Source organism: Helicobacter marmotae, assembly GCF_003364255.1.
Lineage (GTDB): Bacteria > Campylobacterota > Campylobacteria > Campylobacterales > Helicobacteraceae > Helicobacter_C > Helicobacter_C marmotae.
The window spans coordinates 1-20,106 of record NZ_NXLR01000023.1; the positions used below are offsets into that span (position 1 = coordinate 1).

At 41.2% G+C, this 20,106-nt stretch carries 22 protein-coding genes, 1 tRNA gene and 1 pseudogene; 7 read left to right on the forward strand and 17 right to left on the reverse strand.

From position 1 onward, the window contains the following. Positions 1 to 1,492, reverse strand: a pseudogene (locus CQA63_RS08565) (hypothetical protein); the annotation flags it as partial. 424 nt (positions 1,493 to 1,916) lie between these two features. Between CQA63_RS08565 and CQA63_RS10440 the strand changes: the two are divergent. Next, positions 1,917 to 2,045, forward strand: coding sequence for a hypothetical protein (locus CQA63_RS10440; RefSeq protein ID WP_267891932.1), 129 nt, complete (start codon positions 1,917 to 1,919; stop codon positions 2,043 to 2,045). A 25-nt stretch (positions 2,046 to 2,070) separates the two neighbouring features. Here the strand turns inward: CQA63_RS10440 and CQA63_RS09535 are convergent, their stop codons facing one another. The 3 genes from CQA63_RS09535 to CQA63_RS09930 all read right to left on the reverse strand — a co-directional run bounded on the left by CQA63_RS09535 (position 2,071) and on the right by CQA63_RS09930 (position 3,083). Next, positions 2,071 to 2,343: a hypothetical protein gene (locus tag CQA63_RS09535; protein ID WP_147288766.1), complete on the reverse strand. Its 273-nt coding sequence runs from the start codon at positions 2,341 to 2,343 to the stop codon at positions 2,071 to 2,073. 397 nt (positions 2,344 to 2,740) lie between these two features. Beyond that, positions 2,741 to 2,950 carry a hypothetical protein gene (locus CQA63_RS09540; RefSeq protein WP_147288767.1) on the reverse strand — a complete coding sequence of 70 codons (210 nt, stop codon included), beginning with the start codon at positions 2,948 to 2,950 and terminating at the stop codon, positions 2,741 to 2,743. Then, positions 2,910 to 3,083: a hypothetical protein gene (locus CQA63_RS09930; protein ID WP_170128396.1), complete on the reverse strand. Its 174-nt coding sequence runs from the start codon at positions 3,081 to 3,083 to the stop codon at positions 2,910 to 2,912. The genes CQA63_RS09540 and CQA63_RS09930 overlap by 41 nt, the downstream gene beginning before the upstream one ends. 18 nt (positions 3,084 to 3,101) lie before the next feature. On the opposite strand from CQA63_RS09930, the gene CQA63_RS09545 reads away from it, so the two are divergent. Beyond that, entirely contained in the window at positions 3,102 to 3,287 is a 186-nt protein-coding gene (locus CQA63_RS09545) for a hypothetical protein (RefSeq protein ID WP_147288768.1), read from the forward strand. A 170-nt stretch (positions 3,288 to 3,457) separates the two neighbouring features. Here the strand turns inward: CQA63_RS09545 and CQA63_RS08575 are convergent, their stop codons facing one another. The 10 genes from CQA63_RS08575 to CQA63_RS08620 form a co-directional block, all read right to left on the reverse strand. Beyond that, complete coding sequence (locus CQA63_RS08575) at positions 3,458 to 4,795, reverse strand: 2-hydroxyacyl-CoA dehydratase (RefSeq protein ID WP_104700426.1); 1,338 nt, start codon at positions 4,793 to 4,795, stop codon at positions 3,458 to 3,460. A gap of 100 nt (positions 4,796 to 4,895) precedes the next feature. Then, positions 4,896 to 7,922: an acyl-CoA dehydratase activase gene (locus tag CQA63_RS08580; RefSeq protein ID WP_104700425.1), complete on the reverse strand. Its 3,027-nt coding sequence runs from the start codon at positions 7,920 to 7,922 to the stop codon at positions 4,896 to 4,898. A 79-nt stretch (positions 7,923 to 8,001) separates the two neighbouring features. Further along, positions 8,002 to 8,655, reverse strand: a complete 654-nt coding sequence (locus CQA63_RS08585) for a hypothetical protein (RefSeq protein WP_115511869.1) — start codon at positions 8,653 to 8,655, stop codon at positions 8,002 to 8,004. Beyond that, the gene (gene gmhA, locus CQA63_RS08590; protein WP_104700423.1) at positions 8,655 to 9,239 is read right to left on the reverse strand and encodes a D-sedoheptulose 7-phosphate isomerase; all 585 of its coding nucleotides are present in this window, start codon (positions 9,237 to 9,239) and stop codon (positions 8,655 to 8,657) included. The genes CQA63_RS08585 and gmhA overlap by 1 nt, the downstream gene beginning before the upstream one ends. A gap of 2 nt (positions 9,240 to 9,241) precedes the next feature. After that, on the reverse strand, positions 9,242 to 10,672 hold the full coding sequence (gene rfaE1, locus CQA63_RS08595; protein ID WP_104700422.1) for a D-glycero-beta-D-manno-heptose-7-phosphate kinase: 1,431 nt from the start codon (positions 10,670 to 10,672) through the stop codon (positions 9,242 to 9,244). Then, complete coding sequence (gene rfaD, locus CQA63_RS08600) at positions 10,672 to 11,679, reverse strand: ADP-glyceromanno-heptose 6-epimerase (protein ID WP_104700421.1); 1,008 nt, start codon at positions 11,677 to 11,679, stop codon at positions 10,672 to 10,674. Before rfaD ends, rfaE1 begins: the two co-directional genes overlap by 1 nt. 12 nt (positions 11,680 to 11,691) lie before the next feature. Beyond that, the gene (locus tag CQA63_RS08605; RefSeq protein ID WP_104700420.1) at positions 11,692 to 12,225 is read right to left on the reverse strand and encodes a D-glycero-alpha-D-manno-heptose-1,7-bisphosphate 7-phosphatase; all 534 of its coding nucleotides are present in this window, start codon (positions 12,223 to 12,225) and stop codon (positions 11,692 to 11,694) included. A gap of 9 nt (positions 12,226 to 12,234) precedes the next feature. Next, the gene (locus CQA63_RS08610) at positions 12,235 to 12,927 is read right to left on the reverse strand and encodes a sulfite exporter TauE/SafE family protein (protein ID WP_104700419.1); all 693 of its coding nucleotides are present in this window, start codon (positions 12,925 to 12,927) and stop codon (positions 12,235 to 12,237) included. 9 nt (positions 12,928 to 12,936) lie between these two features. Then, the gene (locus CQA63_RS08615) at positions 12,937 to 13,866 is read right to left on the reverse strand and encodes a ribose-phosphate pyrophosphokinase (RefSeq protein WP_104700418.1); all 930 of its coding nucleotides are present in this window, start codon (positions 13,864 to 13,866) and stop codon (positions 12,937 to 12,939) included. Between the two features lie 64 nt (positions 13,867 to 13,930). Then, positions 13,931 to 14,578 (reverse strand): hypothetical protein, encoded by a 648-nt coding sequence (locus tag CQA63_RS08620; protein ID WP_104700417.1) that lies wholly within the window; start codon positions 14,576 to 14,578, stop codon positions 13,931 to 13,933. Positions 14,579 to 14,709: 131 nt separating this feature from the next. Here CQA63_RS08620 and der point away from each other — a divergent pair, with 131 nt between their 5' ends. After that, the gene (gene der, locus CQA63_RS08625) at positions 14,710 to 16,158 is read left to right on the forward strand and encodes a ribosome biogenesis GTPase Der (RefSeq protein ID WP_104700416.1); all 1,449 of its coding nucleotides are present in this window, start codon (positions 14,710 to 14,712) and stop codon (positions 16,156 to 16,158) included. Positions 16,159 to 16,179: 21 nt separating this feature from the next. Next, entirely contained in the window at positions 16,180 to 16,431 is a 252-nt protein-coding gene (locus CQA63_RS09550; protein ID WP_147288769.1) for a hypothetical protein, read from the forward strand. 28 nt (positions 16,432 to 16,459) lie between these two features. Here CQA63_RS09550 and CQA63_RS08630 read toward each other — a convergent pair whose 3' ends face one another. From CQA63_RS08630 to CQA63_RS08635, 3 genes are all read right to left on the reverse strand, one after another. Beyond that, a complete protein-coding gene (locus CQA63_RS08630; RefSeq protein WP_115511870.1) occupies positions 16,460 to 16,747 on the reverse strand; it encodes a hypothetical protein in 288 nt (95 codons plus the stop codon). 10 nt (positions 16,748 to 16,757) lie between these two features. Beyond that, positions 16,758 to 16,892, reverse strand: coding sequence for a hypothetical protein (locus CQA63_RS10445; RefSeq protein ID WP_280524199.1), 135 nt, complete (start codon positions 16,890 to 16,892; stop codon positions 16,758 to 16,760). Positions 16,893 to 16,959: 67 nt separating this feature from the next. Continuing rightward, positions 16,960 to 17,036, reverse strand: a tRNA-Arg gene (locus CQA63_RS08635). A gap of 118 nt (positions 17,037 to 17,154) precedes the next feature. Between CQA63_RS08635 and gap the strand changes: the two genes are divergently transcribed. The 3 genes from gap (at position 17,155) to CQA63_RS09555 (ending at position 19,913) form a co-directional block, all read left to right on the forward strand. Continuing rightward, complete coding sequence (gene gap / locus CQA63_RS08640; RefSeq protein WP_104700415.1) at positions 17,155 to 18,156, forward strand: type I glyceraldehyde-3-phosphate dehydrogenase; 1,002 nt, start codon at positions 17,155 to 17,157, stop codon at positions 18,154 to 18,156. After that, the gene (locus CQA63_RS08645; RefSeq protein ID WP_233706653.1) at positions 18,137 to 19,405 is read left to right on the forward strand and encodes a glucose-6-phosphate isomerase; all 1,269 of its coding nucleotides are present in this window, start codon (positions 18,137 to 18,139) and stop codon (positions 19,403 to 19,405) included. The genes gap and CQA63_RS08645 overlap by 20 nt, the downstream gene beginning before the upstream one ends. A gap of 70 nt (positions 19,406 to 19,475) precedes the next feature. Continuing rightward, positions 19,476 to 19,913: a hypothetical protein gene (locus CQA63_RS09555; RefSeq protein WP_147288770.1), complete on the forward strand. Its 438-nt coding sequence runs from the start codon at positions 19,476 to 19,478 to the stop codon at positions 19,911 to 19,913. The last annotated feature ends 193 nt before the right edge of the window (positions 19,914 to 20,106 follow it).

Genomic DNA, 20,106 nt, shown 5'->3' on the forward strand with positions numbered 1-20,106 from the left:
TAGAGTTTGCAAAAGCCGAAGAATCTCTTTTGGAATTACTAGAAACTCTGCCACTATTGTCATTCTGAACCCCTGCAAGGGGTGAAGAATCTCTGTGGGCTTTCTGTGAATCATTGCTTTTTGGATTTCTAGTAAATGCTGTTAGTTTGTCATTCTGAGCTTGAGAATCAAGCGAAGAATCTCTTTTAGCGACTAGTGATTCGGGCAGAGATTCTTCGGTTGGGCGTTGCCCTCCCTCAGAATGACAAACTTGGAGAATTTTTGGTGTATCAAATAGAGATTCTTCACAATGTTTGGAATGACAAAATAATTTCCCTCTCATACAAGCCACATTATCGTCTTGAGAGAATTTCTTTTGCGGGTAGCAAAGTTTGTCATTCTGAGGGGCTTCAGCCCCGAAGAATCTCTGTGGGCTTTCTAGTAGGTTTGAAAGAGATTCTTCGCAATGCTTGGAATGACAAACTAACGGAGTCGTTAGCGATTCTCTTTTTTCTTTTTCTATAAGGGGGAGGGGCTTGAATTGCGAAGTCGCTCCCTCCCCCTTATATATCCCCCGCCCCGACGACGCTTTAAGAGGTGGCACTTCGTGCGATTTAATTTTATCGCAGTGAGAATATATCTCACTGCTGGGAGACGTTTGGGACTTATTGTCATTCTGAGGGAGCGTAGCGACCGAAGAATCTCTGTGGGCGACTAGTGATTCGTATAGAGATTCTTCGCTTCGCTCAGAATGACAATAGGATTGGGATTGTCTAGTGGCTTTGTGAAGCGATTCTCCATAGCCCTCAGAATGACAAACTTGGAGAATTTCTGGTGAATCAAATAGAGATTCTGCACAATGCTTGGAATGACAAAGCAATTTTCTTTGCAGGTGTTTATTATGTGTGGGTTTCCCTTGCGGGTAGCCAAGTTTGTCATTCTGAGGGAGTGAAACGACCGAAGAATCTCTCTTGGCGACTAGTGATTCGTTTAGAGATTCTTCGCCTCCTAAAGGAGGCTCAGAATGACAAAATGGCTGCCTTTCTGGTGACTCTATTAAAGAGTCTTTAGTAGATAAGGGAGATTCTTCGGTCGCACTTCGTGCTCCCTCAGAATGACAAAGTAACGGAGTTGCTAGTGATTCTCTTAAAGAGCCTCTAGCGGATAAGAGAGATTCTTCGGTCAGGCTTTGCCTTCCCTCAGAATGACAAAATAACGGAGATTTCTCACTCTCACGTGAGTTGGGACAAAAGGGGGTTTGAGAATCTAAGCTTCTAAGATTTGCGGTGGGGCTTTGAGGGTTTTTAGAAAATTTTGGGGGTGAGGCTAGGCTGTGTGCCTGCGAACCCTCAAAATTTTCTAAATCGCTTGAATGCCTACCCAAAGCTGAAGTTTCAATTTGGAATACTCTTTGCTTATTATCATTTAACACTAGCAAGGGTAAGCCCCTATGATGTGGTTTAAAACGTGCTTTATGGAGGCTGTAGTGTGAAGTGCGCCGTTTAAGGGGCATATATGAGGTATGGAAATTGCTAAAATGCTGTGTGCGAACTTCTGCTTGGCTCCCTTGCCCGCAACCCCTAAAATTTGCTGGGGGGGGGGAATGATATATTGTCTATAAGCCATGCCTAAACCCCTCCTTATTACCTGTATTTAGTGCATAGAATTGATAGAAATAGAAACCTTAATAACCTTATGGTGAGATTGTAATAAGCTTTGTGAAACTTGCAAAACTTAATGAAACCTAACCTAAGGGTGCTCAAAGCCTATTAAAACATCGCTGAACTTTAATAAGCTTTGACTTAATTTCACATAAACTTAAGATATACTTAAGCTCATGCGTTGTATTGAATGTCTGGTATTAAATAACAAAATTCCTTAAAAATTTTTGAAAATATGGAAAAAACTAGGGAGAAAATGATAATTTTTGGCAATTATTGGATATTTTTGGCGAGGTTTTGGTAAATTTTTGGCGGATAAGGGAGATTCTTTTAGAATCACCAAAAAGCACGATTAGTGATTCTTGCAGAGATTCTTCGGTCGCACTTCGTGCTTCCTCAGAATGACAAACTTGGAGAGTCGCAAGGGAAATTATTTTGTCATTCTGAGGGGCTTCAGCCCCGAAGAATCTCTGTGGGCTTTCTGTGAATCATTGCTTTTTGGATTAGGAGTAGATTTTATCCCGTTGTCATTCTGAGGCTTTGCAAAAGCCGAAGAATCTCTCTTATATATTAGAGACTCTCTTTTAGAGTCACCAAAAAGCACGACTAGTGACTCGGGTAGAGATTCTTCGCTTCGCTCAGAATGACAAAATGACGGATTCGCTGGTGATTCGGGTGGAGTTTCTTCACAATGAAGTGTCAAAAACTCTCAAGGCTTAATAAAGGGGAGAGTAAGACTGATCCCGCCCTTAAGCCAAAGGCGAGACCTTGGGGTTAAACTCTTAGTAACACTTGACTACTAAAATACAGAGTAGTATAATGCACACCAAGATTTTTTGGATAATCTTACTCATGGTAACCTCCTTTTTTAAAGTAGGTTACACTCAAAGGGGTGGCCGCCCCTTTGAGGCAACCCCTAATGCTTATTATACTACAACTCCATTTTTTCATTCATTAAGGTTTTTTGTTTGTTATTTCGCATTTAGTTTTGCGTGCATAAATAAGGGAATTTGTTGTGTGGGCTTGTTTGTTATTCTGCCCTTACGTGCAAGATATTGTCGTCTCTTGCTGGCTTTGAGGATGAAGTATTGCTTTTTGGATTAGGAGTAAATGCTGGATTCATTGTCATTCTGAGGGAGTGAAACGACCGAAGAATCTCTCTTATATACTAGAGACTTTCTTTTAGAGTCACCAAAAAGTGCGACTAGTGATTCGGGTAGAGATTCTTCGGGGCTGAAGCCCCTCAGAATGACAAACTTGGCTAACGTTCTAGCAAAGCCCACAGAGATTCTTCGCTTCGCTATAGACATGACAAAATAACTGCCTTTCTAGTGATTCTGTTAAGGAGTCGTTAGTAGATAAGAGAGATTCTTCGGGGCTGAAGCCCCTCAGAATGACAATAGGATTGGGATTGTCTAGTGGCTTTGTGAAGCGATTCTCCATAACGTTCAGAATGACAAAATGACGGAGTCGCTGGTAATTCGGGCTGAGTTTCTTCGCAATGCTTGGAATGACAAAGTAATTTCCTTGCAGGTGTTTATTATGTGTGGGTTTCCCTTGCGGGTAGCAAAGTTTGTCATTCTGAGGGAGCGTAGCGACCGAAGAATCTCTGCAAGAATCACTAGTCGTGCTTTTTGGTGTTTTTGAAAGAGAGTCGTTAGTAGATAAAAGAGATTCTTCGGTTGGGCTACGCCCGCCCTCAGAATGACAAACTTGGCTAACGTTCTAGTAAATCCAACAGAGATTCTTCGGTCGCACTTCGTGCTCCCTCAGAATGACAAAATAAATTCCTTTGCAAGGTAATTTTGTCTTATGGGTTAGGCAAGGGCTTTTTGTGCCTTTTTGGCATTACTTAGCATGAGTTTAATGCGATTTTCTTGATTTACCTTTGTGGCGCCGGGGTCGTAATCTATGGATACGATGTTACTTTGAGGGTTGCGCTCTTTGATGACTTTCATCATACCGCGCCCGACAATGTGGTTAGGCAAGCAGCCAAAGGGCTGGGTGCAGACAATATTCTCCACGCCTTGCTCGATTAGCTCTAGCATTTCAGCCGTAAGGAGCCAGCCCTCGCCCATATTCATTGCTTCTGAGACATAGCCATCGGCTAGCTTTTTGGTGTGTTTAAACGCAGTGGGGGCTCGAAATACGCCATGCTTTTTAATAATATTAATCATATCAAGCTGCTTATTGGCAAAAAACCAAAATACCGCGCGATAAATGAGGGCTTGGGCGAGTGTGCCCCCATACATTTTATGCCCTACAATGGTGTCATTCACGCAATATAAGCAAAAGTCCAAAAAGCCCGGTATCACTACCTCACAATCTTCACTTAATAAGAAATCTTCTAAATTATTATTCCCAAGCGGAGAGAATTTAATATAAATCTCCCCGACAATGCCTACACGCGTTTTAGGATTGGGGTTTCTAGGGATAGAAGCAAAATCATCAAGGATAAGCTTTAAGTCTTTTTTTAACACACTATATTTTTTAAGCCCCTCATTTGTGCCCTCTGTGGTAATGCGTGCAATCCATTTATCAACCATAGCATCGGTATCACCTTTGTTTAACTCATAGGCGCGGGTTTGATTGGCAATGTGCATAATCAAATCTCCATATAAAATCGCATTAAGGAAGTTTTGAAGCATGGGGCGGGTAACGCTAAAGCCTTGATTGGACTCTAAGCCGCTAAAATTTAGTGAAATCACAGGGATATTGCCAAAGCCCGCTTTATTGAGTGCCTTACGCAAGAGATAAATATAATTACTCGCTCTGCAGCCCCCGCCGGTTTGGGTAATAAGCAAGGCGACTTTGTCTAAATCCCATTTGCCACTTTTAAGGGCGTCTATCATCTGCCCAATCACAAGCAAGGCAGGATAGCAAGTATCATTATGGACATTACGCAAGCCCTCATCTACCACGCCTTTGCCGTCATTATGCAAAAGCTCCGCCTTGTAGCCATGCAAATGCAAGATATTCACAAGGAGCTGAAAATGCACGGGTAACATCATTGGCACAAGGATTGTGTGCGTTTGCTTCATTTCTGCGGTAAATGGCACGCGCTTAAGCTCGCGTTTGTTTTCAGGTTTGATGATAAGTGAATTTGAGCTCGCATTTTGCCAAGAGTTAATATGTGGGGTCATCTTTTGTGTCATTTTCTATCCTTTCTCTGTAGTTTATTGCTCGTTTTATGCCTTAATTTACGCCTTTGCCTATACGTCGCTTATGTGCCTTCACACACTATAAAGCCCTACTCTACACATTTTCAAGTACTTTATCTTTAAGGAGGATACTTGCCTTTGTTTGAGCTTGCTTCTCTTCCATTGCGCCAAGTAATGAGCGGATTCGTATCTTTACTGCGCCTAAATTGCTGATTTCATCAATTTTAAGCTGGGTGTAGAATCTCCCATGAGATTCTAAAATCTCGCGTACCTCATCGGTGGTGATAGAATCTATCCCACAGCCAAAGCTCACTAATTGCACGAGTTCAATATTTTCTTGTTGGCTCACAAATGCAGCCGCATTATAAAGTCTGGAATGATAGCTCCATTGATTAAGGATATGGAGCTCTCCAGCCTCTGCTAAATGTCCCACACTATCTTCACTTAGCACGACAAGCCCGAGTGAGTTAATGAGCTTATCAATGCCATGATTTATCTCGGGGTCTATATGATAAGGTCGCCCGCAGAGCACTATGGCTTTGAGTTTATTGGCTTTAGCAAAATTTAGGGCTTTCTCGCCTTGCTCTTTCACATCACTTAGCCATTCATCGCGCACGTCATAGGCTTTATTCACAGCATTTAAAAATGCCTTTTTATCCGCACCAAGCTGCTTTTTGAAAAACTCTAAGCCCTTTTTCTTAAACTCCTCTTTTTTATGCAAGCCAAAATAAGGATAGAAAAATTGCACTTCTCTTAATTTATCGACATTGGCATTAAGGAGCTCGGGGTAATAGGCTACCACAGGGCAGTTGTAGTTATTGGTGCTGCTATCTTTATGTTTCTCATCGCTCTCAAAGCTATAGCTCATACAAGGATAGAAAATCTTATCTACGCCTTTTTTTAAGAGGTTTTCAATATGCCCATGGAGGAGTTTCGCAGGGTAGCAGACGGTATCACTTGGTATCGTATGCTGCCCTAAGGCAAAGGTTTTGCGCGTGCTTATATCAGATACAACCACTTCATAGCCTAATTCGCTTAGCAAAGTGTGCCAAAAGGGGAGGTTTTCATACATATTAAGCCCTAGTGGAATGCCTATCTTGCCCTTTGTAAGGTGGGATTTGTCCTTATTCTCATAGGCACAAAGGGATTTAATTTTATTAAGTTTGTAGTCATAGAGATTGGGTAAAAAGAGCAGTTTTTTAAAGCCTAGAGGCTTATCGCAGCGGTTGCCTGATATAAATTTTTTCCCCTCGCCGAAGCGATTTATCGTTAATTGGCAGTTGTTCCCACAAATCTTACATACGCTCGCTGTAGCGGTATGTGTAAAGCTTGAGAGCTCATCTTTACTCATCGTGCTAGAGTGGCTTAAGCCTAGAGCCTTTGCATAAAGGGCTGCTCCAAATGCCCCCATTAAGCCGCTAATTTTAGGGCGAATCACTTCTCTGCCTATTTCTTTCTCAAAGCTTCGCAACACGGCATTATTAAGGAATGTCCCGCCTTGCACGACAATTTGTTTGCCTAAATCATCAGCATCGCGAGCGCGTATGACTTTATAAATAGCATTTTTAACCACACTCATAGAGAGCCCTGCGCTAATATCTTCAATGCTCGCACCCTCTTTTTGGGCTTCTTTTACAGAGCTATTCATAAACACGGTGCAGCGGCTCCCTAGCTCGACAGGGTGCTTTGAGCTTAAACCTAGCTTTGAAAAGCTCTGTATATCATAGCCCATGGATCTTGCAAATGTTTCAATAAAGCTCCCACAACCGGAGCTACAAGCTTCATTTAACATAATAGAATCTATGGTTTGGTTTTTGATATAAAAGCACTTCATATCCTGCCCGCCAATATCGATAATAAAATCTACTTTAGGGTTAAAGTGCTTGGCGGCTTTGAGATGAGCCATAGTCTCCACAAGCCCTGAATCAAGGTTAAAAGCCGCTTTGATAAGCTCCTCGCCATAGCCTGTAACCGCACTGCCTTTGATATTGATTTTATCCCCGAAATGCTCATAAATATATTGAAGTTGAGAAGAAATCACCGCTACGGGGTTGCCTTGATTGGAGTTGTAGTATTGATAGACTAGAGCATTATTGCTATCTAGCATAGCAAGCTTTGTGGTCGTGCTCCCGCAATCTATGCCAATATAGACATCAATTTTTTGATAATTATTTGCTTTATAGGCACTCTCTATATCTACCTCTTCCACACTCGCGCTCTCATGACGGGCGATAAATGCAGCATAATCATCATCTGTAGCAAAAAGTGGCTCAAGGTATTTATTTGTAGAGGCGACATTTTTACTTGCTTCTAATGCCTCAATAAGGGATTTGCAGGTATAGCACTTCTCAAGCTCGCGCGCACTCAAAGAAACGCCAATAGCCACTGCATATTGTGCAAAATCAGGGAATATCGCATGCTCATCATCAAGTTTGAGCGTTTCTTTAAAACGTTTTTGCAAGCCTTTGTAATAATAGAGCGGTCCCCCAAGGAAAAGTATCTTGCCCTCGATTTTACGCCCTTGTGCTAGCCCTGTGATAGTTTGGTCGCACACAGCTTGGAAAATACTCGCACTAATGTCTTCTTTATTCACACCTTGATTTAAGAGTGGCTGGACATCAGTTTTAGCAAATACGCCACAACGAGAAGCCACAGGGTAGATTTTGGAACTTTGTAGTGAGAGGTTATCAAACTCTTCTGGTGTGATAGCAAGCAAGGTTACCATTTGATCAATAAATGCGCCTGTACCGCCCGCACAAGAACCATTCATTCGCTCTTCACTCCCGCCTGTGAGAAAGATAATCTTCGCATCTTCTCCGCCTAGCTCAATAACCGCATCTGCATCAGGCACAAGGTGCTTAACTGCCCCCGCGGTGGCAAATACCTCTTGCACAAAGTCAATGCCTGTGGCTTTACAAATACCAAAGCCTGCAGAGCCAGAGATAGCTACTTTAAACTCTCTATCGCCTATATGCTCCGCGATTTGCTGGACAATTTCAATGGCTTTTTCGCGCACTTTTGAGTAATGCCTTTGATAGACTTGAAAGATAATCTCATCATTGTCCATGAGGGCGACTTTTGCCGTTGTACTGCCTATATCAATGCCTAATGTTAGTCCCATATAAACCCCTAGTGCGTAGATGAAAAAAGAAAATTAAGAAATAGGTAAAAGAATATTGAAACAATGTAACATAAAAAGATTAACAGCAGTAGATTTTCAGCATATCCGCGTGGATATGAAACCATATAGGCGTATCTAAGGTAATGGGCTTTTTGCATTTATAGCAGGTGAGATTGGCATTTTGCAGGCTTGTAAGCTCATTTTGGCGGGAGGGAGATTCTAAAAGATGAAGCCATTGGGGTGAAAAAACATAGTCATTAAATGTGCTATATTTGCTCAACATATCTTGGGGGGGCTGCATTTGCTTTAAAATATCACTACACATCGCACAAAGCTCTAGGGGATAGTCATTATATAGCCCTACTTCGCTCCCGCCTTGCTTGATACTCACATTAAAGGCGTTTTTCTTACTGATTTTAGCGATATAATGGAGATGGTGGAGGGTGTGAGTTTTATTTAAGGGAGAGAAATTCTCTCTTATCTCATTACATACGCAAAAATGCACTTTTGGCAAGCCACAGATTTGGGATTGCTTATAGCTTATGCTATGCTGGTATAAAAACACAGGCGCAAGTATGCCATCACTTAAAATCGCATAGATAAAATAATGCCCAAAAATCACATCAAGGAGTGTGATACTCACACCCTCGCTATAAAGTGCGCCATGTAGGGTATCTTGCATACGATCTTTAGGGAGGGTCTGCAGTGATTGCAAGGTTTGGGGAAGAAGCATTATGCTCCCTTATTGCTTTGATTAATACTCTCTTGCTCGATTAAATCACATAAAATATGGATAATCAAAATATGCAACTCTTGGATTCTGGGTGTGTCAGCATCTGGCATAATGAGATTGATATTACATACTTCACTTAGCTTGCCGCCATCTCTCCCGCTTAAGCCTATCACAGAGCAGCCTAGTTTGCGCGCAGTCTCTGCGGCTAGGAGGACGTTAGGGGAGTTGCCACTTGTGGAGATTCCAAACAATACATCACCGCTTTTAGCCAATGCCTCTACTTGACGAGAAAATACATATTCAAAGCCATAGTCATTGCCAATAGCCGTTAGCGCGGAAGTATCTACACTTAGGGCTATGCCTGCTAAAGCCTTGCGCTCTTGCTTATATCTGCCTGTGAGTTCAGCAGCAAAGTGTTGCGCGTCTGCTGCGGAGCCGCCATTCCCACAAATAAGGATTTTACCGCCATTATTTAGGGCATTATTTAGCATAAGTGCGGCTTGCTTAACTTGACTTGTGAGTGTAAAGATTTTCTGCGCACTTTGGAGGTGAGAGTGGAATTGAGATTCTATAAATGCTTGCATAATTATTTCCTTTGTATAGATTCTATGATATTGGAGGTAGAATAGCCCTCTACAAAGTCATACAGCACGACTTCTTTGGCATATTCTCTGCCTATGATTTCTTTATTATGATAATCTCCGCCTTTAATCAACACATCAGGCTTAATGCTTTGAATAAGCCTTAAAGGCGTGTCTTCACTAAAGCTTATGACATAATCTACACATGCTAGATTTGCTAGCATAAGTGCGCGGTCTTTGAGGGGATTAATAGGACGACTTTCGCCTTTAAGGGATTTTACAGAATCATCACTATTAAGCCCGACAATTAACACATCTCCTAGACTCTTTGCATAATTAAGATAGCTTAAATGCCCCGTATGCAAAATATCAAAACAACCATTTGTGAAAACAATTTTACTTCCTTTGAGGCTTGATAGTGTATGCGGGAGGGAATCTGGTGATAGGATTTTAGATTGAATATGCTGCTGCAAATTTAGGGGCTGGCTATGGGTGTATTGCATAATTTCCTCACTTGTGGCTACCGCACTTCCTACCTTACCTACTACCACTGCTGCAGCGACATTAGCAAATTCACATGCTTTATAAATATCATACCCGCTACTTAGGGCAAAGCTTAAGGCGGCTATCACGGTATCGCCTGCCCCTGTTACATCATAGACTTCTTTTGCTCTTGTGGGGATACACTCTAGGGTATCATTGCTAAATATACCTATGCCATCTTCGCTTAAGGTAATGAGTGAGTAATCTAACTTACATTGTGTTTTTAGCGCCATACCTGCGCGGATAAGTGAGGCTTCATCGCTAATGCTTATGCCTGTGGCAAGCTGGGCTTCCTTTTTATTGGGAGTAAGGAGAGTAGCTCCACTATATTTGCTATAGTCTTGCCCTTTTGGGTCGCATAGCACGAGTTTATTGTGGCTTTTTGCATATTGAATGATAAATTGTGTGAGTTCTTCGCTTAAAAGCCCTTTGTTATAATCAGAGATAATCACGCAATCCACCACATCAAGCACCGCATGAAGACGCTGCATAATATCTCTTTGAATATCTTTATCTATGGGCATTTTGCTCTCTCTATCTACGCGTAAAACCTGCTGATTAGCAATAATAATGCGCGTTTTTTTAGTCGTGGGGCGCGAGGTATCAACAAAAAGATATGAAATATCTACCCCCATAGATTCCAGCTCATCTCCTAACCATAGTCCCGCATCATCGCTTCCTATCACACCGCATACAAATACCTCTGCATTGAGGGCTATAAGATTATGAGCGACATTACATGCCCCTCCTAGGCGATTACTTTCATTTTGCACATCTACGACTTGCACGGGGGCTTCGGGGGAGATTCGCTCGCAATTCCCCCATACATAATGATCAATCATCAAATCCCCAACAACAAGTATTTTTGGGCTTTGAGTGAGAAGTTTAAACATTAGTCTCTTCCTTGAGTAGCAGCATAAATGGCTTGAATATCAGGCAAGTAAGATTCTATGCCTTTTTGGAGATTAAAGCGCGGCACATATGAGAGATGCTCTTTTGTGGCGTTTATATCAGCTTGTGTGTGAGTTTGGAAGAAGCTATAAGGATTTTCAAAATATTCTACTTCAAAATCTCCTAGTGCATTTTGCAAATATCCCACAATCTCATTAAAGCTTCTCCCCTCCCCACTGCCGACATTATAAATACCGCTTTTGGCAGATTCTATGGCTTTGACATTTGCTTGAATCACATCTTTAATATACACAAAATCCCGCTTTTGCTCGCCATTTTTAAAAAGCCGCACTTTTTTATTTTTAAGCGCTTGGAGGGAGAGTTGCAATATCATAGAGGCGGTTTTACCCTTATAAAACTCCCCTGCTCCATAGACATTAAAATAACGCAAGCCAATGATGGGGCAAGTGGGGTCATTTGAGAGAATCTTCCTTACATATTCATCCATACACAGCTTAGAATACCCATAGACATTTTCTGGGACTTCACCCTCTCCTATGATATTTGGCGCACTTGAATTCCCATAAGTCCCCGCAGAAGAGGCATAAATCATCATCGCTTGAGAGCTATTTGCCACATCAAGCAAATGTAAAAAGGCTTGGTAGTTTGTATCCATTACGAGCTTTTGGTCTAGCACGGTGGTATCAGAGATAGCCGCTTGATGAAAGATAATATCAAAATCATAAGTTTTGAGCTTTTGCAAATCTTGTGGATTAGTAATATCCCCCACGATGACATTACCCTTAAAGCCGATGAGATTTTTAAAATGCCCTAGGGTCGTTGGATTCCCGCTTGGGAAGTATGTATCTGTGCGAAATGTATCAAACACATAAACTTGTGCCATAGGGTGGTGCTTTTGAAAATAAAAGGCGAGATTACTTCCTATAAATCCAGCCCCACCAGTAATTAGAATCTTTTTATCTGCAAGGTCATCATAAATATACTTCATTCCCCGTTCCTTTTATATGAAATTGCGTTTTATTATACTATGGAGTTCTTCTAAAGTGGCAACCTTTTGGACATTTTGGAGTGATTTATCTTCTAGCTCTTGCGTGCTTAGTAGAAATTTCCCATTTATATTTGCAGCCATAGCGCATTGCATATCGGTGATTTTATCCCCTATGAAAAATGAGTTTTGCAAATCAATATCAAAATCCTGCATAGCAGATAAAATCATACCTATTTTTGGCTTGCGGCATTGGCAATTTTGCGTAGGTAAATGCGGGCAAAAATAAATTTTATCAAAGCCAAAGCCTAGAGTGTTTCTCAGGCATTGCTGCATATGATTATGAAGCGCTATAAGCTCATCTTCTGTGTAATAGCCTCGTGCTATGCCAGATTGATTGGTTATAACAAGCAGGAGATAATCTTGCTTTTTTAATGTGTCTAAAAGCTCAAAAAGCCCTTGATTAAAGATAAAATCTTCTGCTTTATAGACATAACCTAAATCTTGATTTATCACACCATCGCGGTCAAAAAACGCACATTTTTTCATTATGCTCCTTTATATGATTTCTAAAGCGTTGAGAGATTTATAAACCTCATATAAGCCAAAGGCTATCATACCTAAGGCACTAAGGAGTAAAAAGGGCTTTCTTAGCTTTTGCAAGGCAGCACTTGCAAGCCCTAGCACAAGGAGTGATGGCATAGCACAAATCCCAAAGATTGCCATAACTTGTGCGCCATTTAGAGCACTTCCTGCGGCGGTAGCAATTAAAAGAAAATAATATACAATCCCACAAGGTAGCAAGCCATTACATAAGCCGAGTATATAGAGATTGCATTTTGTGCTTTTTAATAAATTGGTGCGCATAAGGTTTAGAATCTTCTCTAAAAATGGAGGGTTAAAGCCCTTTATATGCAAGGGGAAAAATTTACCCACAGCCATACCACAGATAACAAGCAATACCCCGATAATCAGTAAGATAGTATGTTTAAATGCTGCACTAGGCATAGCGATATGCCCTAAAAAGCCGGCAATAAAGCCAAGTGCGCTATAAGAGGTAGTTTTACCCGCATGGTAGATAAAATGAAAGGGGAGTTGTGAGAGGATATAAAATGTGGGGGAAGAAATATCCTTTGGCTGATAAAGTTTAGCACTATAGGCTAAAACAATGCCCCCGCACATTCCTACACAATGCCCCAAAGAAGCAAAAAATGCAATGCTTATAAGCGATAAAAGTTCAATATGCGCCATAAGCACTACTTAGATAAAGAGTGAATTCACACTCTCATTATGGTAGATTCTACGTATGACTTCAGCAAAAAGTGGCGCTACGCTTAAGACTTTAATCTTGGGATGGCTTAGGGATAATGGAATAGAATTAGTAACAACCACTTCACTTAGCGCACTTTTGCTAATTCTCTCAAATGCTGGACCGCTTAGCACAGGGTGAGTACCTAAAGCCATTACATTATTTGCCCCACGTGATTTAAGCACATCAGCTGCTTTGCACATAGTCCCGGCGGTATCTATCATATCATCTACTAAAATCACATCTTTACCAGAAACATCACCAATGATATTCATAACCTCACTCTCATTTGCCCTCTCGCGCTTTTTATCCACGATGACTAAGTCCATTCCCATTCTATCAGCAAAATACCTAGCTCGTGCTACCCCGCCAATATCAGGGGAGGCAATAACAGGATTCTTAAAGGATTTCGCACGGAGATAATCTGCAAACACAATAGAGCCATAAAGATTATCCACAGGTATGTCAAAAAACCCTTGAATCTGCCCGGCGTGTAAATCCATAGTAATAACGCGATGAACGCCGCTTTGTTCAATGAGATTTGCCACAAGTTTTGCACTAATGGGCACACGAGGCGAGGCTTTTCTATCTTGTCTTGCATAGCCAAAGTAAGGTATCACGGCATTAATGCTATTTGCCCCACTTCGCCTAAGGGCGTCAGTGATGATGAGTAATTCCATGAGATTATCATTTGTAGGGGCACAAGTGGGCTGAATGATAAATATATCCTTCCCGCGGACAGATTCTCCAATTTGCACATTAATTTCACCATCGCTAAAGCGATTAATGGTTGCTTTAGAGAGGCTTACATCAAGGTATTTTGCAAGCTCATTGCTAAAGAGAGTGTGAGCTGAACCACTAAAAATTTTAAAACCTCGCATGGAGTGCCTTTACATTAAGATATAGCGTGCATTATAGGGTATCTCATTTTATACTTGGCTTAGTTTAGCTGCTTTGGTGCGTGTAGCATTTAAGAAATATCTCCATTTGCTCTTGGCTTTGGAGCTTTGGGTTTATGTTTGTATTGAGATCAAGGAGCATTTCACTTCTTTCTCTATCATGGACAAAAGCTCTGCTTTTAGTGATATGACAAGGCGAATATAAAAGGGCTTCATCAAAATTATCAATAATATAAATATTGTATGTTTGAGGAGGGTTTTTGCTCGTATCTTTATATGCCCTTGGCGTGAGTTTAAAGCTCATAGGAGCGATTTCATCATAGAGATTTGAGCCCCGCTTACTTGAATAATAAAAGAGAATTTCTTCATTATGATTATGAATTTGGGTAATGCTTTTAGCAGAGCGTAAGGTGCGCATATCAGATGACCACACTTCTTGATTAAGAAAATCTTTGAGTGCGGCGGAAGTGGGGAGGAGCACATAAGCATCTCCATACATCATAAAATCTACATCATCTTTATGGAGTGTGAAAACCGCACTCTCATCGATATGCACTTCTTTATCTTCCCTACTATCTGTTGGTTTTGCTGTTGTTTGTATTGTTTGTGCTGATGTCTGCGTTAATATCTGTGTGCCTTTTTGCTCTGCGCTGCAAAACATTATGCACAAAAGCAATATATAAACCCTATACATATCCTACCTTTTGCCTTGACCTTTTTACTTTACTTGATAGCTTTTTTGGATTTTTCAAGCTAAAGTTTGGAACTTTAGCTAACATATCGTTATAAAAAGCTAAAGCAAGCAAGAGAGTATAAGGAGCATATATGAAAAGCATTGCGATTTTGGGCAAACCCAATGTAGGCAAAAGCTCGCTTTTTAATCGCCTAATCAAGCAACATTTGGCTATTACTTCTCCTATAAGTGGCACAACGCGCGATGTCAAAAGGGCAAACTTAAGCATTAGCGGTGTGGAGGTTACACTTATTGACACAGGGGGTTTAGAGAAAGCCCAAGGGCTTTTTGCAAAGGTGAGTGAGCATTCACAGAGGGCAGCACTTGAGGCAGATATGGTGCTTTATATGGTTGATGGAAGCAGTATAGCCCAAGATGATGATATTGCGTATTTTCGTTTATTACAAAAGCAAAAAAAGCCCCTTATACTCGTGCTTAATAAAATCGATAATGACAAAATCAAGCAAAAAATTTGGGAGTTTAATGCCTTTGGTGCGCAAAATGTATGCCCCATATCAGTAAGCCATAATCGCGGCATAAGTTTGCTACTTGAAGTGATCTTTGAAAATTTAGCCTTAGCCAAAGAGCAGAGTTTGGCAGAGCAGTTAAGGGAGCAATTTGCAGAGGGGGATATAGATGAGAGTTTGGAGGAGTTTTTAGGCATTTTGCAAGAAACAAAACAAGAAGAGAGTGGGAGCATTTGTGTGGGGATTATAGGGCGAGTAAATGTAGGTAAAAGCTCGCTTTTAAATGCGCTTTTAGGGCAGGAGAGAAGTGTAGTAAGTGAGATAGCGGGGACAACTATTGATCCTGTCGATGAAGAGATAGATATACAAGGGGAGAGGGTGAAGTTTATCGACACGGCGGGGATTAGGAGGGCAGGCAAGATTGAGGGGATTGAAAAATACGCACTTTTAAGGACAAATGCTATGCTTGCTAAAAGCCATATAGCTATTTTAGTCCTTGATGTGAGCACACCCTTTGTAGAGCTTGATGAAAAGATTAGTTCTCTTATCCCTAAACACGCGCTGGGCGTGATTGTTGTCTTTAATAAATGGGATAAAAAGTATGCAGATTTTAAGGAGATTAAAGCGGCATTTTCTAGCCGCTTTCCTTTCCTTTCCTTTGCGCCGGTGATTACGCTTAGTGCCTTAAATGGGCGCAATATTGATAAGCTTAAGACAGAGATTTTAAAGGTATATGAAAGATTTTGCTATAGAATCCCCACAAGCACGCTTAATGAAGTCATTACTCAAGCAGTTAATACACATCATATCCCCAGCGCTCATGGCAAGATAGTAAAGATTTATTATGCCACACAATATGACACAAAGCCCCCACAAATCGCCCTTGTGAGTAATCGCCCAAAAAGTTTGCATTTTAGCTATAAGCGGTATTTGATTAATGTCTTACGGGAGCATTTTGATTTTAGCGGTGTGCCTTTGATTTTAAGTGTGAAGTCTAAGGGTGAAAAGGAAGAAAAGCAAGATTGCAATGAGAAAAAGAGGCATAGAAGAGGCGATAAGAATACAAGATTTTAGGTTTATGCCCCTTTAGACTTCGTGCCCTTTCTTGTCCGCTCAAATAGAACAAACTTAGCTACCCGCAAGGGAAATGAACTTATCAGCTCTAGTGGGAGGCAACGCTGGAGCGAAGAATTACTTTTAAAGCCACTAGCAAATCTCCCGTATTGTCATTTTGAACCACCGCTAGGGGGCGGAGAACTGCTTTTTGAAATTGCTAGTAAATGCTGGATTTATTGTCATGTCTATAGCGAAGCGAAGAATCTCTCTTATCTACTAAGGACTCCTTAAACGAATCACTAGAAAGGCAGCCACTTTGTCATTCTGAGGGAGTGGTAATGACCGAAGAATCTCTACCCGAATCACTAGTTGTGCTTTTTAGTGATTCTTGCGGAGATTCTTCGGTCGCACTTCGTGCTCCCTCAGAATGACAAAATGACGGAGTCGCTGGTGATTCAGGCTGAGTTTTTTTCACAATGCTTGGAATGGCAAAATAATTTCCTTGCAGGTGTTTATTATGTGTGGGTTTCCCTTGCGGGTAGCAAAGTTTGTCATTCTGAGGCTTTGCAAAAGCCGAAGAATCTCTGCAAGAATCACCAGTCGCCAACAGAGATTCTTCACCCCTTATCAGGGGTTCGTGATGACAAACTTAGCAGAGTCTCTTGTGATTCTAGTAGAGATTTTTCGCTTCGCTCCCTACGATATGGGCATACATAACTCCCTAGCCAACTCTCCATCAGTCGTACTGCCACAAAATCCCTATTTAAATGCAAAAATGTGTATAAACTCAATCAAAGTATGGGAAAAATTGAAGTAAAGTGGTGTCCCCAATGCGATTCGAACGCATGACCTCACGATTAGGAATCGTGTGCTCTATCCTGCTGAGCTATGAGGACGCTTAAGGCAAAGCTAGGCATTTTACACTTTTATACTAGAGAAATCAAGCCAAAAGTATGGATTAGATATTTTATGCTAAGATAACTGATTTAATCCCCTAAGCTTAAGGAGCGCATAATGGCAATCAAACTTGCAATCAATGGCACAGGACGCATTGGGTTATGTGCTGCAAGGATCATAGGAAATCGCGATGATGTAGAACTTGTAGCGATAAATACTACCGCACCAATTGATACACTTGTACATTTGCTTAAATACGATTCTGTGCATAAAGGCTCTGATGTGGAGCAGCTTGATAGCAAAAGTTTGCGTATAGGTAAAAGCAAAAATGTCAAAGTTTTAAGCGATAGAGACCCTTTAGCACTTGATTTTGGGGAGGCGGTGGGGGTGCTGGAATGCACAGGTAAATTTAATGCTTTGCAAAAAGCAAGTGCTCATCTTAAGGGCAATGTGAAAAGAGTAATTATCTCCGCACCTGCAGAAGATACTCCTACATTTGTATATGGAGTAAATCACTCACAATATAATGGAGAATCTGTTATCTCAAATGCCTCTTGTACGACCAACTGCCTAGCGCCTATTGTGAAAATCTTAGATGAGGCTTTTGGTGTGCAAGAGGGCTTAATGACAACCATTCATAGCTATACAAATGACCAGAATCTCCTTGATGTGAAACATAAAGACCTCCGCCGAGCACGTGCTGCAGCCCTCAATATGATCCCCACAAGCACGGGTGCGGCAAAGGCGATTGGGCTTGTATTACCACATTTAGCAGGCAAGCTTAATGGTGTCTCTGTACGTGTGCCCACGCCTGATGTAAGCTTGGTAGATTTAAGTGTGAATCTCAACACCCCCATAACCACAGAGGATATAAACAATGCCTTTTATAGGGCACAAAGTGGCGAGAGTATGAATGGAGTGATGAAGGGGCTTGTTATAGTTGATGAAGAGAGAAGGGTATCAAGCGACTTTATTGGCTCAAATGCAAGTGCTATTATTATCCCTGATAAAACCCTAGCCATTGGCAAAAGCACGAAAGTCCTTGCATGGTATGATAATGAAATGGGCTATACACACCGCCTTGTAGATATGAGCGCATATGTGTGCAAAAGCCTATAGCGATATGATTAATTTTAGCTTTGAGCATAAATCTTCACAAGCACAAGTCGATACACTTTTTAGCAAGATTTGCGCAGAAAAGGAGAGCCAAAAAAGTGGCTATTACAACCTCCCTTTTGACAAAGCAGCCCTTGATTGGGCATATCAATACATTAGCACGCATAGGGAGTTATTAGAGCAAATATCAAATCTTGTGATAATAGGCATAGGTGGGAGCTCACTTGGGCTTAAGGCTATAGATTGCTTGCTTAATCATTTGCCTTGTAGGAAGAAGCTAAATTTGATATTTTTAGAGCATACAGATCCTTTGCATATCACTCAAAGCTTGCAACATATTAAGGCAGAAAATACGCTTTTTATCGCTATTTCTAAGTCTGGTACGACTATTGAAACCTCTTCTTTATTAAAATTTGTCCTCCACACCTATAAATTACTCCAAAATGCGCAAAACAAGGCTCATTTGCTTATCATCACTGATACAAATTCTCCACTTGAGCAATGGGCGAAACTTGAGGGCTTGAGTTACTTTAATATTCCGCCCAATGTGGGGGGGAGATTTTCTATTTTAAGTGCGGTGGGAGTTATCCCTTTAGCGATTTTAGGCTTTGATGCACATGCACTTTTGCGTGGTGGGGGGAAAATGATGGAGATGTTTTTTTGCCATAAGGCAGATCATATCCTCCATAAAGCCCTTATATACGCAGCACAAGCCCCAAACACCCCTATAAATGTGCTTTTTTCATACTCTAGTCTTTTTAGACATTTTAATGCATGGTATGTGCAGCTATGGGGGGAAAGTCTAGGTAAAATCAACGCCCATGCCCAAAAGGTAGGGCTAACGCCTATTGCGCTCATTGGGAGCATTGATCAGCATTCATTTTTGCAGCTCATTATTCAGGGCAAAATGGATAAAAGCGTTACATTCCTAAGCCTTGATCCCGCGCATAAAGAGCAACCCTCTATCCCCGCACTTGAATTAGCGTTTTTAGAATCTACAAATTTTGTGAATGCAAAGAGTTTTGCTACCTTGCTTGATAAGCAGCGCATTGCCACTATGCAGACAATACGTAATGAGGGGATACTCACCGATTGCATTGAGGTAATGAATTTATGCGAGGAGAGCGTGGGTATGCTTATTGTGTATTTTGAGCTACTTACTTCATGTATGGGCATACTTTTTGAAATTAATGCTTACGACCAACCCGGCGTGGAATATGGCAAACAAAGGCTCAAAGCCCTTTTGAGTTAAGGCAGAGGATATAAGCTATTTTGCTCTATCTTAGGGCAATTCATAATAAAAGCACTAGCGATTTTCTGCATTGCCATGTTTTTGGTCATTTTGTGGTATCTGTAGCCTTGCGAGCAAGGCTGAAGAATCACTTTCAAAAACACCAAAAAGCACGACTAGTGATTCGAACAGAGATTCTTCGGGCTTTGCAAGCCCTCAGAATGACAATGAGTCCAACCCGCAAGACAAAATTACCTTACAAGGAAATTTAGTTTGTCATTCTGAGCGAAGCGAAGAATCTCTAAAGGAATCACTAGTCGCTAAGAGAGATTCTTCGGTCGTTTCCACTCCCGCTAGACATGACAAACTAACAGCATTTACTAAAAATCCAAACAGCAATTCTTCACCCCTTGCAGGGGTTCAGAATGACAACAAGTCCCCAACGTCTTTCAGCAGTGAGATATATTCTCATCACAGGATAAAATTAAATCGCACGAAGTGCAACCTCTTAAAGCGTCGTCGGGGGTGAGAAGTATATCTTCGAACGACATACAAAGTATGGCGGGGGGGGGGGGGATATAAAGCGTCTCTTTTAAACAATTCCCCGCCCCCCAGACAAAGGGGGAAAACGTATGCCCCCTTTTTCTTGTAAAAAAAAAAAAACGACAAACATCACGTAACTCTAGCTCACACTGAACTTAAAGCATAAAAACTAGAAGCTA